Annotated in this window: 9 protein-coding genes and 1 pseudogene; 4 read left to right on the forward strand and 6 right to left on the reverse strand. The window is 68.1% G+C overall.

Going from position 1 to position 15,800, the window contains the following annotated elements; genetic code table 11:
• Positions 1–92: 92 nt before the first annotated feature.
• Together ACFXKA_RS36395 and ACFXKA_RS36400 are read left to right on the forward strand one after the other, a co-directional pair.
• Positions 93–1,847, forward strand: a complete 1,755-nt coding sequence (locus tag ACFXKA_RS36395; protein WP_379430822.1) for an MFS transporter — start codon at positions 93–95, stop codon at positions 1,845–1,847.
• A 90-nt stretch (positions 1,848–1,937) separates the two neighbouring features.
• Positions 1,938–2,060 (forward strand): annotated as a pseudogene (locus ACFXKA_RS36400) (DUF4395 family protein); the annotation flags it as partial.
• Between the two features lie 127 nt (positions 2,061–2,187).
• Here the strand turns inward: ACFXKA_RS36400 and ACFXKA_RS36405 are convergent.
• The 6 genes from ACFXKA_RS36405 to ACFXKA_RS36430 form a co-directional block, all read right to left on the reverse strand.
• Complete coding sequence (locus ACFXKA_RS36405) at positions 2,188–4,446, reverse strand: MMPL family transporter (RefSeq protein ID WP_379430823.1); 2,259 nt, start codon at positions 4,444–4,446, stop codon at positions 2,188–2,190.
• On the reverse strand, positions 4,440–5,198 hold the full coding sequence (locus ACFXKA_RS36410) for a thioesterase II family protein (RefSeq protein WP_379430824.1): 759 nt from the start codon (positions 5,196–5,198) through the stop codon (positions 4,440–4,442). Before ACFXKA_RS36410 ends, ACFXKA_RS36405 begins: the two co-directional genes overlap by 7 nt.
• Positions 5,195–9,442, reverse strand: coding sequence for a type I polyketide synthase (locus tag ACFXKA_RS36415; RefSeq protein ID WP_379430825.1), 4,248 nt, complete (start codon positions 9,440–9,442; stop codon positions 5,195–5,197). The genes ACFXKA_RS36410 and ACFXKA_RS36415 overlap by 4 nt, the downstream gene beginning before the upstream one ends.
• Positions 9,443–9,513: 71 nt before the next feature.
• Positions 9,514–9,795, reverse strand: coding sequence for an acyl carrier protein (locus tag ACFXKA_RS36420; RefSeq protein ID WP_379430826.1), 282 nt, complete (start codon positions 9,793–9,795; stop codon positions 9,514–9,516).
• A gap of 33 nt (positions 9,796–9,828) precedes the next feature.
• Positions 9,829–11,574 (reverse strand): fatty acyl-AMP ligase, encoded by a 1,746-nt coding sequence (locus ACFXKA_RS36425; RefSeq protein ID WP_379430827.1) that lies wholly within the window; start codon positions 11,572–11,574, stop codon positions 9,829–9,831.
• Positions 11,575–11,741: 167 nt separating this feature from the next.
• Positions 11,742–13,025, reverse strand: a complete 1,284-nt coding sequence (locus tag ACFXKA_RS36430) for a cytochrome P450 (protein WP_379430828.1) — start codon at positions 13,023–13,025, stop codon at positions 11,742–11,744.
• 107 nt (positions 13,026–13,132) lie between these two features.
• Here ACFXKA_RS36430 and ACFXKA_RS36435 point away from each other — a divergent pair, with 107 nt between their 5' ends.
• Both ACFXKA_RS36435 and ACFXKA_RS36440 read left to right on the forward strand, forming a co-directional pair.
• Positions 13,133–14,770 (forward strand): GMC oxidoreductase, encoded by a 1,638-nt coding sequence (locus ACFXKA_RS36435; RefSeq protein ID WP_379430851.1) that lies wholly within the window; start codon positions 13,133–13,135, stop codon positions 14,768–14,770.
• 30 nt (positions 14,771–14,800) lie between these two features.
• Positions 14,801–15,670: an SDR family NAD(P)-dependent oxidoreductase gene (locus tag ACFXKA_RS36440; RefSeq protein WP_379430829.1), complete on the forward strand. Its 870-nt coding sequence runs from the start codon at positions 14,801–14,803 to the stop codon at positions 15,668–15,670.
• Positions 15,671–15,800 lie beyond the last annotated feature (130 nt).

A 15,800-nucleotide genomic window follows, 5' to 3' on the forward strand; every position in this document is an offset into this window, starting at 1 on the left:
GGGCGTGCGGTGCCTGCTGGGAAGGGGCCGGTGGGGCATTTCGACCCGTCCCTGATGAGCCTCGCCACCGTACGGAAATAACCCACGTGGCGATGCCGCAAGCCCGACCGGACGGCAGGTGTGCCGCCATACAACACAACCGTGACGATGCGGATTCGCCCGACCGCGACCACTCCGCACCCAGCACGCCGCCGGACCGCAGACGTTGGATCGCGCTCGCCGTGGTCCTCGTCGCGGGGTTCATCGATCTGCTGGATTCCACCATCGTCAATGTCGCGGTGCCGAGCATCCAACGTGACCTCGGGGCGCAGTACGCGCAGCTCGAATGGATCGTGGCGGGATACGTGCTGGCGTTCGCGGCAGTCCTCATCACCGGTGGCAGGCTCGGCGACATCTACGGCCGCCGCCGGGTGTTCCTGACAGGCGTTGCGGGGTTCACCATCGCCTCGGCGCTGTGCGGCATCGCCGTCAGTCCCGGCATGCTCATCGTCGCGCGGTTTCTCCAGGGCGCAAGCGCGGGGCTGATGGTGCCGCAGATCCTCGCGATCATCCACGTCACATTCCCGCGCGACGAGCGCGGCCGGGTGTTGGGCATCTTCGGCGCCGTGGTCGGATCGGCGGCAGTGGTCGGGCCGACCGTCGGCGGTGTGCTCGTCGACTGGAATGTGTTCGACCTGCAGTGGCGGCCGATCTTCCTGGTCAATGTCCCGGTCGGTATCGCGGCCGTCGTGGCGGCCCTGTTCGTGGTGCGCGAATCGAGGTCCGCGACCGCTCCGAAGCTCGACCTCGTCGGCGCCACCCTCGCCACGGCCGCGATCGCGATGCTTGTGTACCCGCTCACCGAGGGGCGCCGATTCGGCTGGCCGGCCTGGACTCTCGTCATGATGGCCGGCGCGGTCGCGATGCTTGCGGTCCTTGTCGTCCACGAGAACCGGCGAACCCGGACGATCGGTTCACCGCTGATCGTGCTCGGATTGTTCCGGCGGCGGTCGTTCTCGATCGGCAGTGCGCTCTGGCTGATCTTCTGGATCGCGCTCGGTGGCTTCTTCCTCGTCTGGACGCTCTACATGCAGGTCGGCCTCGGCTGGTCGCCGCTGCGGGCCGGTCTGACCTTCGGCGTGTTCGCTGTCGGCGCTGCGGCGGCGGCAGGCATCTCCGTGGAGGTGCTCGTACCCCGGTACGGGCGGCGAGTGCTGATGGCGGGAGCACTGCTCAATGCGACGGGCTTCGCCGGCTACGTGTGGGCCGCGTGGCACTATGGTACCGCGATCGCCTCGTGGGAAATGATTGCGCCGCTGGCTATTTCGGGTCTCGGCTTCGGCCTGGTCGTCTCGCCGACCATCGATTTCGTGCTGGCCGAGGTCCCCAAGGACGACGCCGGTTCGGCGTCCGGTCTGCTGAACACCGCTCAGCAGCTCGGCATCGCACTCGGGGTCGCACTCGCCGGCGTGGTCTTCTTCGCCCAGCTCGACAGTGGTTCCGGCCGCGGCGTCGACGTGGTCGCACCCCGGGTCCGCACCGAATTCACCGCGGCCGGCCTGAACACACAAGCGCAGGCGCAGGTCCTCTCCGGCTTCCGGGCATGCGTGCACGACAGATCGGCCGGTACCAACCCCACCGAGACCCCTGCGAGCTGCCAGGCGATTCAGGGTCCGTCCACCCAGCCCGGAAAGCCCGATCGGGTCGCCGAAATCCTCAGCGACGCAGGCAAAAAGGCCAGCGCCGAGAACTTCTCCCGCACGTTCGGGCTCACGCTGTGGTGGGGCGTAGGAATTCTCGCCGCCGTCTTCGCGGGATTCTTCGCCGTGCCGCGACGCGCAGAACACCACGATCCGAACGATCTCTGACTATCGAACTTCCTTGTAGCAGCGGGCTCGAACGGTGTCTCATGTCGCCGTGAGTCGTTCGCCGCGTGCCGGATCCGGTTGCGCGGCACGATGTCCGGCCGTGATCGACGAGTTGTCGCGCCGCCCGGTGGTGCTCGACGAACCGACCAAGGCTTGATCGCGGCCATCCTCAACGCGGCCTTCGGAATCTGCCTGGGTTGCAAGATCTATCGAATGATCGCGGGCGGTGATCGATGCGGCGTCAGTGTGAGCGAAACCGTGGGTGTTTCGGCCGCCGACACCAACTTGCCGGGAGTGTGGCCGCACGACCTCTGCCGGCCGAGTGCCGTGCGAAGGGGCATCATCCCGCGAGTTGTCCTGCGATCGGACCAGTCGCCGTGCCGGCGCTCGACTGCCTGTCGATGGCGATCACTTCGGCGACCATCGGTGTCCGCGCCCGCGGGCTGGGGACCGTCGACGATTCCTTGCACCCGATGCGCGCGTGCAGCCGGCGCAGTGGTCGTGGCGCCCACCAGTTCAGGTCGCCGGCGATGCGCATGAAGGCCGGGACCAGGACGCCGCGGATCAAAGTGGCGTCGACGAGGACGGCCAGTGCGGTGCCGATACCGAACATCTGCATGAACGACAGGCCGGTCGCGAACGACAGCAGTGTCACGGTGAGCAGGGCCGCCGCGCTGCTGACGATGCGGCCGACGCGGCCGAGGCCCTCGATGGTAGCCGTAGTGGTGTCCGCGCCGGCGTCGTGGGCCTCCTTGATGCGGCCGAGCAGAAAGATCTCGTAGTCCACCGAGAGGCTGAAAGCGATGCAGCACAGCAGCACCACCATCGCGATGTTGAGCGGTGCCGGAGTGAAACCGAGCAGCCCGGCCAGGTGACCGTCCTGGAACACCCAGACCAGGGCGCCCAGCACGGCCGAGAGCATGAAGATGTTCAGCATCAGCGCCTTGATGGGCACCACGATGCTCCCGGTGAACAGGAACAGCAACACCAGCGTCGCTCCCGCCATGATGGCCAGCGCCGGTGCCAGCCGGCCGGTGATCGCGGCGCGGCTGTCGATCAGCGACGCCGTCGGCCCGCCCACCGAATGGTCCCCCGGTAGTGCGCGAATCGCGCGCACCACAGCCTGCGAAGCCGGGCTCTGGACGGTCGTCGACGGCTGAACCTCTACGAATCCGGTTGTCCCTGAAAGGAATCGGGCGGCGGTCGACCCGGGTGCGGTCACCAGCACGCCATCCTCGTACCGCCCGAAGGCGCCGTCGACGTGGCGGACGCCGGGCATGGTCGAGACCTGCCGGGCGAGCGGTTCCAGCGCTTGCGGGTCGTGCTCGGACAGCACGGTGACGGCGTTGGACATGTCGGCCGGGTAGTCGTCGCGGATCGATGTCGTGACCTGCCGGGCAGCGGAGTCGGCCGGCAGCGCCCGCTCGTCCGATGTCGCGAACTGTGCGTGCGCGAACGGGATTCCCATCAGGAGCAGCAGCGCCATGACTCCCAGCGCGGCCCGCAGCGGCCGGCGCGTGACGGCCATCGCGGTGCGCCGCCAGAATCGCGACGGCTGCGCCAGCAGATCCCGGCGGCGGCGCAATGCCAGGGCATCGACGCGGGATCCGAGCAGGCTCATCAGCGCCGGCAGGACGACGACCGCGGCCAGCGCGGCCAGCAGCACCACCACGATCGCGGCGATACCGACCGACCGCAGGAAAGACGTGGGAAACACCAGCATCCCGGCCATGGCGACGGTGACGGTGGCCGCGCTGAACAGGATCGTGCGCCCGGCTGTCGTGACAGCCTCCACGACAGCCTGTTCCGGCTCGTGACCGCGTTGTCGTTCCTCGCGGAATCTCGACACCGTCAGCAGGCCGAAATCGATGGCCAGCCCGAGTCCGAAGGCGGTGGCGACGGTGAGCGCGTACACCGACACCTCGGTGACGTGGGCCAGCCAGAAGAGCACCCCGGTCGTGGACACGATCGAGACGACGCCCACCGTCAGCGGCAGCAGCGCGGCCATCACACCGCCGAACACCACGATCAGCAGGAGCAGGGTCGCGGGCAGTGCGATCGATTCGGAGAGGACGAGATCGCGGTGCACCCGGCTCTCGATGTCGTTGGTCAGGCCGAGCTTGCCGCCGGCCCGCACCTCGATCGCCGGGTCGTCGGCGGGCAGGTCGTCGACGACCCGTTTGGTGATCTGGGCCGCCGCTTCCGGGCTGCCGTTCGGGTGCAGCAGGACCAATCCGGACCGGCCGTCCGCGCTGCGCAGCTCCGGCGTACCGGTGGACCAGTACGAGCCCACGACCGCCACGTCCGGTTCCGCGGCGATCTTCTGTGTCAATCGCTGTGCGGCCATTGCCACTTCGGGGCTGCCGACATCGCCGTCACGCGCGGTCACCTGCAGGATCAGATCGGGGGAGCCGCCGAACCGGGTGTCGAGGATGTCCTGGACATGGGCGGACTCCGAGTGCGGATCGTCGAATCCGCCGACCTTCAAATGCTGGGACACCCCGGCTCCCATCAGGCCCGCGAGCACGAGGACGACGGTGGTGAGGGCGAGGACCAGCCGGGGGTGGGCGACGGTGGCGGTGGCAAGGCGTCTCAACATGGCAGGCTCGCCTCGGATCGGGTGTACCGGCGCAGCAGCTGCCGTAGGTGCCGGAACAGAAGTTCCTTGTGTTCGGTGAGGTAGAAGTGATCGCCCGGAAGAATCCGGACCTCGTGGAAGCCGGTGGTGCATCCTGCCCAGGCGGCCAGGTCGAGTTCGCCGGCCAGCGGATCGGCGTCGCCACCGAAGACGTGGATCGGGCAGGGCAACGGTGGCTCGGCGGCCTGGGGGTCGCTTGCGCACAGACGCAGATCGTCACGGGTCGTCGCGACCAGATCGCCCAGCAGCGCGGGAAATTCGAGCAGTTCTGCGGGCAGGCCGCCGAGGTCGGTGAGCAGCCGGATCAATGCCGGGTCGTCGAGGGGGTCGGTCAGCGACAACGCCATCGGCAGCGGGGGAGCGGCATACCCGGACAGCAGCAGCGCCCGGGGAGTGGTTCGCCCGCTGTGCAGGCGGCGGCAGGCCAACCGGTAGGCGATCAGAGCACCCATGCTGTGCCCGAAGAACAGGTGCGGTTCGGTGAGGAACTCGTCCAGCTGATCGTCGAGCTCCGCGAGCAGTGCCTCGATGTCGGTGAAGCGGGCTTCTGCGGCGCGGCGCTCGCGGCCGGGCAGCAGCACCGTCCAGACCGTCGCGTGCGGGTGCAGCGCGCGCTGCCATCCGTGGAACAGCGAGGCGCCGCCGCCGGCGTGATGGAAACAGAACAACCTCAGGCCCTGCTCGTCGGCGGGCCGAATCAGATACCGGCTCATGGCAATGCGGCCAATTCCTCGGCCAGTACCCGTACGGTGTGCCGGATCTGCTCCTCGGTGTGGCACACCGTGACGAAGAACCGCAGCCGGGCCAGGTTCTCGGGCACGGCCGGGTACAGGATCGGATTGACGTTGATTCCGCGCCGCAGCAACGCATTCGACAGTGCCAGCGTCTTCATCGAATCACCGACGATGCACGGGATCACGGGCGTGGCGAAGCTGTCGCCGGTGTCGATGCCGGCCTTCCTGGCGAGTTTCAGGAACAGCTCCGACCGGCTCCGCAGCTGCTCGAGCAGTGCGGGCTGGGACCGCAGCTGCCGAAGCGCCGCCAGCGATGCCGCGGCGTTGGGCGGGGTGATGCCGACGCTGTAGATGAATCCGGGCGTGGTGTATTTGAGGAATCGGATGAGCTCGGCGCTACCCGCCACGTACCCACCGCACCCGGCGAGCGCCTTGGACATGGTGCCCGACCAGAGCTCCACATCGGCACGGTCGACGCCGAAATGCTCGCCGATGCCGGCGCCGGTCGCGCCGAGCACTCCGATGCTGTGCGCCTCGTCGATCATGAGCAGCGCGCGGTGCTTCTTCTTCACCGCGATGAGCGCGGGCAGATCCGGGATGTCACCGTCCTGGCTGTAGATGCCCTCGATGACGACGAGCACTCGCCGGTATTGATGCCGAATCTCGGTGAGCAGGCGGTCGAGTGCCTCGTGGTCGTTGTGCGGGAAGGGCCGCCGGGTGGCGCCGGAGAGCTTGCAGCCCTGCAGAATACTGTCGTGCGCCAGGCTGTCGTGCACGATCAGGTCGCCCTCCCCGACGATGTGCCCGATCACCGTGACATTGGTGGCGTGCCCGCTGACCATCGCGAGCGCATCCTCGGTGCCCAGCAGGGCGGCGAGTTCTCGCTCGAGTTCGGCATGAATCGGTTTCTCGCCGGACAGCAGCCGGCTGGCCGAGCACGAGCTGCCGTACCGCGCGACCGCATCCTGGACCGCCGACACGACGGCGGGATGTCCCGATAGGCCGAGGTAGTTGTAGCTGGAGAAGTTCAGCACCTCGCGGCCTTCGATCACCGACGTGTCCTGGGTGATTCCGTCGTTGACGAGGAAGTAGGGGTTGGACATGCCCAGGGACTCGGCCAGCGCGATACGCTCCGAGATCGCCTTGACCTCGGGGAAATCCGCGATGCGATGCTGGGGTTCGACGGCCGGTCGTGGCTCGGCAACCGGTTCGGGTAGGTATTGCTCTCCACGGTGACGGGCGACGAGTCCGGCCACATCGCCGAGAGTCGTTGCGGGGGTGAACCCATTCGGCTCGATGACCAGTCCCGGGAACTTCCTGGCGAGGCCGCCGAACAGATCGGCGATCATGATCGAATCGAATCCCAGGTCGCCGCTGAGGGTTTGGAAAGTGCTCACCTTGTCCGCCGGAAATCCGCTGACCCGAGCGACTTCGGCGCGGACGGCGGCCGAGATGGCCGGACCCTGCTCCACGGGGGTGGGCTGCACCCGCATTTCCGGTGTGGCCGAAGTGTTCCGGGCCGCGGCCGCGAGGACGGCGGCCTGCTCCCGGAAGAGCTCGATCAGGTGATCCATGGTGGTGTCCGTCGTGTGTCGTGTTGTCGGAGTGGGTGTTTCGGTGCTGGGCGCGGGAGCATCCACCTGCGTCCAGAAGCGGTGGTTGGTGGCGAACTCGTAGCCGCCGATGCGGTGCCGCACCCGGGCGGCGGGCTCGTAGAGGACGTCCCAGTCCGGGTTCAGACCGTCGCGGTACAGCGCCGCGACCGTCGAGTCGAGCTCGTGACCGGTCGCATCCGGTCCCGGGCAGGGCACCTGGGTCGGCAGGTCGAGCCCGGCGTGGGCGCGCCCGACCATCGGGGCCAGCGTGCGCCGGGGACCCACTTCCACGAGGTGGGTGGGCTCGGCCCGCAACGCAGCCGCCGCGGCATCGGCGAACCGCACCGTGGCCTCGACGTGGTCCACCCAGTAGGCGGCGTCCATCGGCTCGTCGGCGTCGAGCAGGCGTCCGCGCACGCTCGAATAGATCGGGATTTCGGGCCGGCGGTAGTGGCATTCGCCGGCCACCTCGGCGAAGGCGTCGAGCATCGGCTGCATCAGCGGCGAGTGGAATCCGTGCGAGACGGTGAGCGGACGCGCGGTGATCCCGAGGTCGGTGAGCATCGCACCGATCCGTCCGACGCCGTCGGCGGCACCGGACAGCACCAGCTCCCGTGGACCGTTCACCGCGGCCACCGCGACACGGGGCTCGGCGGCGATCAACTCGGCGAGCTCGGAGGTCGTGCCGCGGACCGCGAGCATCGTTCCGCCGTCGGGCAGCTGCTGCATGAGCCGGCCGCGAGCGCAGACCAGCCGGCATGCGTCGGCCAGGCCGAAGACTCCGGCGACCGCGGCGGCCGCGTATTCGCCGACACTGTGGCCGAGCAGCCAGGCCGGCTCGACGCCGAGGTCGGTGAGCACCCGGGCCAGCGCGTACTCGACCGCGAAGATCGCCGGCTGCGCGAACTCGGTCCGGTGCACGAGATCGCTTCCGCCGAGCAGCAGTTCGGTCACCGAACGGTGCAGGTGCGGTGCCAGCTGTGCGTCCACCTCGGCGAGCGCCCGCCGGTAGGCAGGACTGCGCTCGTGCAGTGCGCGCGACATCCCGGGATACTGCGAGCCCTGGCCGGTGAACAGCCAGCCGATCGACAATGGCTGCGCGACACCGGAATCGGGTCCGGTGCCCGAGGCGAACGCCCGCAGCGCCGACACCGCCTCCGTCCGCTCGCCGACCGCGAACGCCAGCCGATGCCGGCCGGAGGACTTCACGAGATTGCTCGACCAGCACAGCCGATTCAGGGCGGCGGGATCGTGGTCGATGTGCTCGGCGAGCCGGGCGGCATTGCGCCGCAGACCATCCCGGTCGTTCGAGGAGACGGTGAGCACGCCGCCGCCGTCGGTCGCCGCCGGAACGCTGGTCGCGGGAGCGCCGGCCAGCAGCATGTGCGCATTGGTCCCGCCCATGCCGAAGCTGCTGACGGCGCCGTGAATCGGGCCGTCCGGCAACGGCATCGGCTCGTGCAGCAGTCGCAGCCCGTGGGCGGCCAGCCGCAGCCGCGGATTCTCGTCGGCGGCGAACCTGGTGGGCGGGACGACGCGGTGGCGCAGGCTGAGGACCACCTTGATCAGGCCCGCGATGCCGGCCGCACCCTCGGTGTGGCCGAGGTTGCCCTTGATCGACCCGATCGCGCACGGCTGCGGCCGCTCGACCGCGTGCACCGCGCCCAGCGCCTTGGCCTCGATCATGTCGCCGAGAACCGTTCCCGTGCCGTGTGCCTCGACGAAGGCGACCTGCTCCGCGGAAACGCCGGCGCGCCGGTAGGCCTCGGCGATCACCTGCTGCTGTGCCCAGCGATTGGGCGCGGTGATGCCGTTGCTGCGCCCGTCGTTGTTCACCGCACTGCCCTTGATCACCGCGTGGATCGGCAGACCCTCGGCCAGGGCGTCGGCGAGCCGCCGCAGCACCACCACCGCGACGCCCTCGCCGCGGCCGATGCCGTCGGCCTTGCCGCTGAACGGCTTGCACCGCCCGTCCGGGGCCGACAGGCCGGCCTGGGTGTAGAAGACATTGAGCGCGGGCGTGACGGTGATGTTCACCCCGGCGGCGAGAGCCTGATCGCATTCCCCTGCCGACAGGGCGACACACGCCTGGTGCACCGCGACCAGCGAGGACGAGCAGGCGGTGTCGATGGCCAGACTCGGGCCCTTCAGGTCCAGCTGATAGGAGATCCGATTCGCGGTCATGAAATAGCCGTTACCCGAACCCATTTGGGGCGTGATGCGCGTGTAGTCGCGCATGTGCACGGTCGCCCACTCGTTGGCCATGACGCCGACGAAGACACCGGTATTCGACCCGGACTGGCGGCGGGGGTCGAGGGTGGCGTCCTCGAACGCCCGCCAGGCGGCCTGCAGCAGCAGCCGCTGCTGCGGATCCATCGCCTGCGCCTCGCGCGGCGCGATGCCGAAGAACTCGAGGTCGAATGCGTCGGCATCGCAAAGGAATCCGCCATTGAGGTTGTTGACCGATCCCGGTCCGCCCGCCGGATCGTGGAATTCGCCTGCTCGCCAGCGCTGCTCGGGCACCTCGGTGACGGCATCGGCGCCGGTCATCAGCAACGCCCACAACGCTTCGGCATTCGGCGCCTGCGGGAACCGGCAGTCGAGGCCGACGATCGCGATATCGCTCATGCTGTGTCCATCGGGCATGCGCGGCGGCTCTGCGTGGTCACGCTGCGCTGCCGCCTCCGAGCCTTGACCGCTCATGCCGCCGACTCACGGTGCAGGACAGCCTCGTTCGCGATGAATCCGGCCAGTTCGGCGATCGTCGGATGGTCGAACACGACGGTGGCGTCGAGTTCGAGATCCCATTCGTCCTCGACCTCGCCGCACAGGCTCACCGCGGATACGGAGTCCAGGCCGAGTTCGGCCAGCGGCAGCGTGGTGTCGACGCTATAGGCGGGCTGGTCCAGATAGCCGGCGACCCGCTCGACGAGCCACTCGATGATCGGGGCTGCCGCGCCGGCAACCGTGTACGTGTGCATCGTGGTGATCCCCTTGTGGTTTCGGCTGTCGGATCAGCCGAGGGTGGCCAGGGCGCTGGTGCGCAGCTGTTGGACGGACGGTTCGATCTGTTCGTGCAGCACCGAGTCGATGGTGCTGTCGAAGAAGGCCGCTCGCATGGAGCTGCGCTGCACCTTGCCGCTGGTCGTGCGGTGCACGCTGCGGTGCTCCACCAGCACCACATTCGGCGCCGGCAGGTCGAACGCCGCCGCCACGGTGGCGCGGATGCGGGTTGCCAACTCGGCGGGGGTCGATTCGCCCAATGCGGTGGTCCGCACGCCCTGGATCAGCAGCAACCGCTCCTGCCGGCCGGTTTCCACGGCCAGCGCGACTCCCAGTGAGTCGGTGAGTGCCGGGTGCTCCGCGCGGACGGCTTCCTCGATGTCGTGGGGGTACAGATTGCGGCCGTTGACGATGATCACGTCCTTCAGCCGGCCGCTCACGAAGACTTCGCCGTCATGGATCGCGCCGAGGTCGCCGGTGCGCAGATACGGTCCCTGCCCGGCGATGCGCGCACCGAACGTCTCGCGAGTCTCTTCCGGTCGGTTCCAATAGCCCTGTGCCACACTGTCTCCGGCGATCCAGATCTCGCCGACCCGACCATCGGGCAGCGCCTGCAGGGTGTGCGGATCCACGATCCGGATCTCCATTCCCGGTACCGCCGGCCCGTTACCGACCAGGCGGGTTCCATGCTCGGCCGGCACCAGCCGGTGGGCTTCGAGCTGAGCTGGATCGACGGTCAGACAGTCGAGCGGACGCCCGGGCGGGCGGATGGACCCGATCAGCGTCGCCTCGGCCATGCCGTAGCCGGGGGTGAAGATGTCGGGGGCGAATCCCGCCGGGGCCAGCCGCTCGATCACCGCCTCGAGGGTCCGTGGCCGGATCGGTTCGGCACCGACGAGCGCCGCCCGCAGCGACGACAGGTCGAGCTCCGCCAACTGCGCGTCGCTCACGCGCCGGGCGATCAGGTCATAGGCGAAGTTCGGCGCGACAGTGGCGCGGGCGCGGTAGCGGTGGATGGCCTCGAGCATGCTCACCGGTCGCTTGAGGAACGTCATCGGTGACATGAACACCAAGTTCGCGCCGTGGTAGATCGGCTGCAGCAGCATGCCGATCAATCCCATGTCGTGGAAGTGCGGCAGCCATCCGACGGCGGTGTCGAGATCGGTGGCGCCGAGGGCCGTGCTGGTGGCGGCCGCATTGTGCACGAGACTGCGGTGGGTGACCACCACACCCTTGGGCGCACTGGTGGAGCCGGAGGTGTACTGCAGGAATGCGACTGTGCCGGAATCGATCTCGGGCATCGCCCAGGTCTCCGGATCGCCGAGCTCGGCGGTGTCGGTCGCGGCCACCGACACCTGCACGCCCGCCTCGCGAGCCCAGGCGGCGAGCGGATCCCGAATCTCACCGGTCGTGAGCACCAGACCGGTCCCGGTGTCGGCGAATATCCCCGCCGCGCGCTGCATGCTGCGCGCATCGTGCGGAACCGGGGCAGGTACCGCGATCACGCCCGCATAGAGGCAGCCGAGGAAGGCCCGCAGGAATTCGAGTCCGGGGGGATACAGCAGCAGCACCGGCCGGTCGGCCTCCGGGCGTTGTGACAGCCAGACCGCCATCGCCCGGGCATCGCGGTCGAGTTCGCGATAGCTCGCCGGCTGCTCGATCAATTCGCGGCCCTGCTCGCGCAGATACGTGTAGCGCCGAGTGTCGCCATAGGTAGCGGCCTGCTCGCGAATGTGCGCGACGAAGGTGGACTGCATTCGTGAACTCCCGGGATTTGATTCGTGTACCAGGTGCGACAGATTTGCTGGCATTTGTCGCACTACTTGGAAAAGAATCTTCCGGGTCGGCGGTTGCGCCGGAAAGCCACCAAAGGTGGAGACCACCTTCACCCCCCGGGTCCACATTCCCGCTGGAGGTGGCCCTGTTAGTCGGCGGATACCTTGGCGGGCATGGAGCGGTAGGCGTGCAGGTTTCGCAGGGGATGCGGGATCGGCGGGCCGTCCAGGCGCAGATCCGGATACCGCTCGAAAAGGGCTCGCAGCGCGATGGCACCTTCCAGCCGGGCGAGCCGGGCTCCCAGACAGCCGTGTATCCCGCTGCTGAACGCGAGATGCTCCGCGGCGTTGTCCCTGGTCACATCGAATTGCTGGGGGTCGCGGAAGACCGTGGGATCGTGGTTGGCTCCGGCCAATGACAGCAGGACCAGGGAACCCGATCTGATGTGCTGATTATCGATATCGACGTCACAGTTCGCCACCCGGCCGGTCATCCGCACGGGACCGTCGTAGCGCAGGATTTCCTCGACCGCGTTCGGCCACAGCTCCGGCCTTGCGGCCAGCAGTTCCAGCTGGTCCGGATGGCTTGTCAGCAAGGCGATTCCGTTGCCGAGCATGTTCACCGTCGTCAAGAATCCGGCATCCAGGAGCAGGGCCGCATTGGCCATCTGCTCGCGGCGGGTGAGTTCGTCATTCGCGACCAGCATGCTGAGCACGTCATCGCGCGGCTCGGCGGTGAGCCGATCGAGGTGCTGGTCGAAGTACTGTTTGATTTCGGCCAGGTCTTTGACGGCGTCGCGATACGTGGTCCAGTCCAGGCCTCGTTCGAGCAGTGGTGCACCCGAGTCTCCCCATTTCAGCAGGGTCGAATGCATGTCCTGCGGCAGCCCGAGAATTTCGGCGATGATCGTGACCGGCATCTGCGCGGAGAAATCGCTGATCAGATCGGGTCGAGGATTCGAATCCAGGCGGTCGATCAGGTCATCGGCCACTTCGGCGACTCGCTCCTCCAGCGTCGCGATCGCCTTCGGGCCGAATGCGTGCCCGACCATGCGCCGGTACCGGGTGTGATCCGGCGGATCGGTCACCAGCATCGAGGGCGGTTCTCCGAGGTTGGGAAGTCCCGGATCAGTCTTGGCCAGCATCCAGCGGATCGGCTTCGGCAGGGCTGGATGATTCGGCGAGACCACGCCGAAGCGCCGGTCTCGGAGGACGAGCCGGCAGATTTCGTAATCCGCGGTGATGTGCACCCCCGACATCCGGGGAATCCGGCCCTGCCGCCGGATGTCCTCGATATACGGCGATGAGCCGAGCAAGCTGTCCGGGTGGAGGGCGAGATTCCCCAGCGGCTCACCACGACGCGCCGACCACCGGAGGTAGGTCCGCAGGAAGCCGTGCATGAGCAGCCACCGAGTCCATGTGCGAGTCAACATCGTCACCTCTCACCCCCGACCCGCTCCCTATGATAGTGATTCGCTATGGGCTGTCGCAGCTGCTCGAAGGTGATGGAGTGACGTTCGGATCGGGCGAGGGGCCCACCATGGACAGGCGCAGGTTCATACAGGGCGTCGGCGCGGCTGCGGCGACGCTGGGCTTCGCGAGCGCAGGCGCGGCCAAATCTGTCGCACGAGCCGACGTTTTCGACCAGAGCTCGAAGACGCCGGAATATCGCACGCTGGTGCCGGAGATCTTCGAACCCCTGCCGGATCCCGCCGATCATGTACCGGCGATCGTCGTCGGATCAGGGTTCGGGGCGTCGGTCACCGCGCTGCGCCTGGCGCAGTCCGGGATGGACGTCGCAGTGCTCGAGCGCGGATCGCGCTGGCCGAATGATCCGTGGCGCACTATCTTCACCGTCGACACGATTCCGGATGGCCGCGGCTTCTGGCATCGAACCACCTTCACCGGGGTGAACAGGATCCCGCTTGCTTTCGATCCGTTCGGCGGGGTCCTCGATGTCTGCAACTACCCGGGCATCGACGTGTGGCGCGCCGCGTGTGTCGGCGGTGGCTCGGTCGTGTTCACCGGGGTGATGATCGAGCCGGAGCAACGGTTCTTCGATCACGTATTCCGCGGGGTGGTCGACTATCGCGAGATGCATGACGTCTACTACCCCAGGGTCCGAAAGATGCTGCGGCTCAGCCCGATACCGGACGACATCTACAACTCCTCCGCGTTCACGCACTCCCGCGCCTGGGACGAACAGGTCCGCGCGGCCGGATACACGCCGCAGCCCATCGACGGCATCTGGAAGTGGGACGTCATCCGCGACGAGCTGGCCGGGCGATCGACGGCGTCGGCGACGGTGGGCTGTTCGGACCTCGGCAATTCCAACGGCGCGAAGTTCGATCTGAACCAGAACTACCTGCTCGGTGCCGAGGACACCGGCCGCGCCCGGATCTACCCGGGCCATCGCGTGGACACCATCGCCGAGGTGCCGGGAGCGCCGGGTCGCTATGCCGTCGCCGTGACCAAACTCGCCCCGACCGGCGAGGTGCTCCGCACCCGGACCCTGACCTGCGACATGCTGTTCCTGGCCGCGGGCTCCCTGGGCACCTCCGAGCTGTTGGTGCGCGCGAGGGCGACCGGCGCGCTGCCGAACCTGAACGAGCACATCGGCGAGGGCTGGGGCAGCAACGGTGACGTCGCCCTGGCCCGGCCACTCACCGCGCTCGATATGGGCACGCAGGGTGCGCCGTCAGCGAGCCGGATTCTGGACGAGGCGGGCGCACCCGTGACGCTGGAGAACTGGTTCATCCCCGGCACGACGCCTTTCGACATCGGGTTGCTCGGATCGCTGGGCATCGTGCTCGACGACACCCGCGGCCGGTTCGTCTGCGATCCGGCGGACGGGCGCGTGGACCTGCTGTGGCCAACCGGCGGCGCCGCCAGATATCTCGCGCGAGCACGCGAAGTCAACAACACCATGATCGGTAAGAGCGGTCAGCTTTTTGCTCGATCGGGCCTGGATGCGGACGCGTCGTTCACCGCCCATCCGTTGGGCGGCGCAGTGATCGGGCGCGCGACGGACGAGTACGGCCGGGTGCGTGGTTACCGGAACCTCTATGTGATGGACGGGGCGGCGGTGCCCGGGAGCACCGGAACCGTGAACCCCGCGTTGACGATCAGCGCGCTGGCCGAGCGCAATATCGAACAGATCATTCGTTCCGGCGGGTAGTGGAATAGTCCAGCGATACAGTCGAGAGCTGTGGACGAGACTCCGGTCGCACACCGTCGGCGGTCGCTCGCCGAGCGGGTGGCGATCCGGCTGCTGTACCCGACATTCCGGCCCACCGCGGAGTCCTTGCGGGAGGCCGTCGCGGGCAAGGTGGTGCTGGTGACCGGGGCCTCGCACGGTATCGGCAAGGCCAGTGCCCGGAAGCTGGCCGCGGCGGGGGCGGTGGTGCTGCTGGTGGCGCGTTCCCGGACCGAATTGGAACGGCTGGCCGCCGACATCACGGCCGCGGGCGGCGTAGCCCACGCCTGCCCGGCCGACCTGACCGACATGGATGCCGTCGACCGGCTCGGCCGGACGCTACTGGCCGAGTATGGACACATCGATGTGGTGATCAGCAACGCCGGCAAGTCGATTCGACGTCCTATCGCCGAATCCTACGACCGCTTCCACGATTTCACCCGCACCATCGACATCAACTATCTCGGCCCGGTGCGGCTGCTGCTGACTCTGCTGCCCGATATGCGCGCACGCGGGCGGGGGCACATCGTGAACGTCTCCACCTGGGGGGTGCTCATGCCGCCGAGTCCGCGCTGGTCGGCCTACGGTGCCTCGAAGGCGGCCTTCGACGTCTGGCTGCGCAGCGTCGCCGCCGAAATCGCCGGTGACGACGTCACCACCACCTCGGTCTACATGCCACTGGTGCACACCAGAATGAGCGCCCCCACCGACTTCGGCCGGATGCCCGGCCTGACCGTCGACGAAGCCTCCGACCTCGTCACGCACGCCGTCACCGCCAAACCCCGCGACGTCGCCCCGTGGTGGGCAGTCCGGGTCCAAGCCTGGTCCGCCGTCCACCGCGACCAGGTCCAGCGCTTGATGGAACGCAGGTTCAACCGCTGAAGACCGGACCGCGGCGGGCCGCGCGAGCGTGTCGTCGCCATTACTTTTCGGCGACATTCTTATGGCAAAGGTATAGCCATTGCATCGCGTCGGACAATTTCGAAGGCCGACCGGCGCAAATGCGGGAATG

It is taken from the genome of Nocardia sp. NPDC059228 (assembly GCF_042754245.1).
Lineage (GTDB): Bacteria > Actinomycetota > Actinomycetes > Mycobacteriales > Mycobacteriaceae > Nocardia.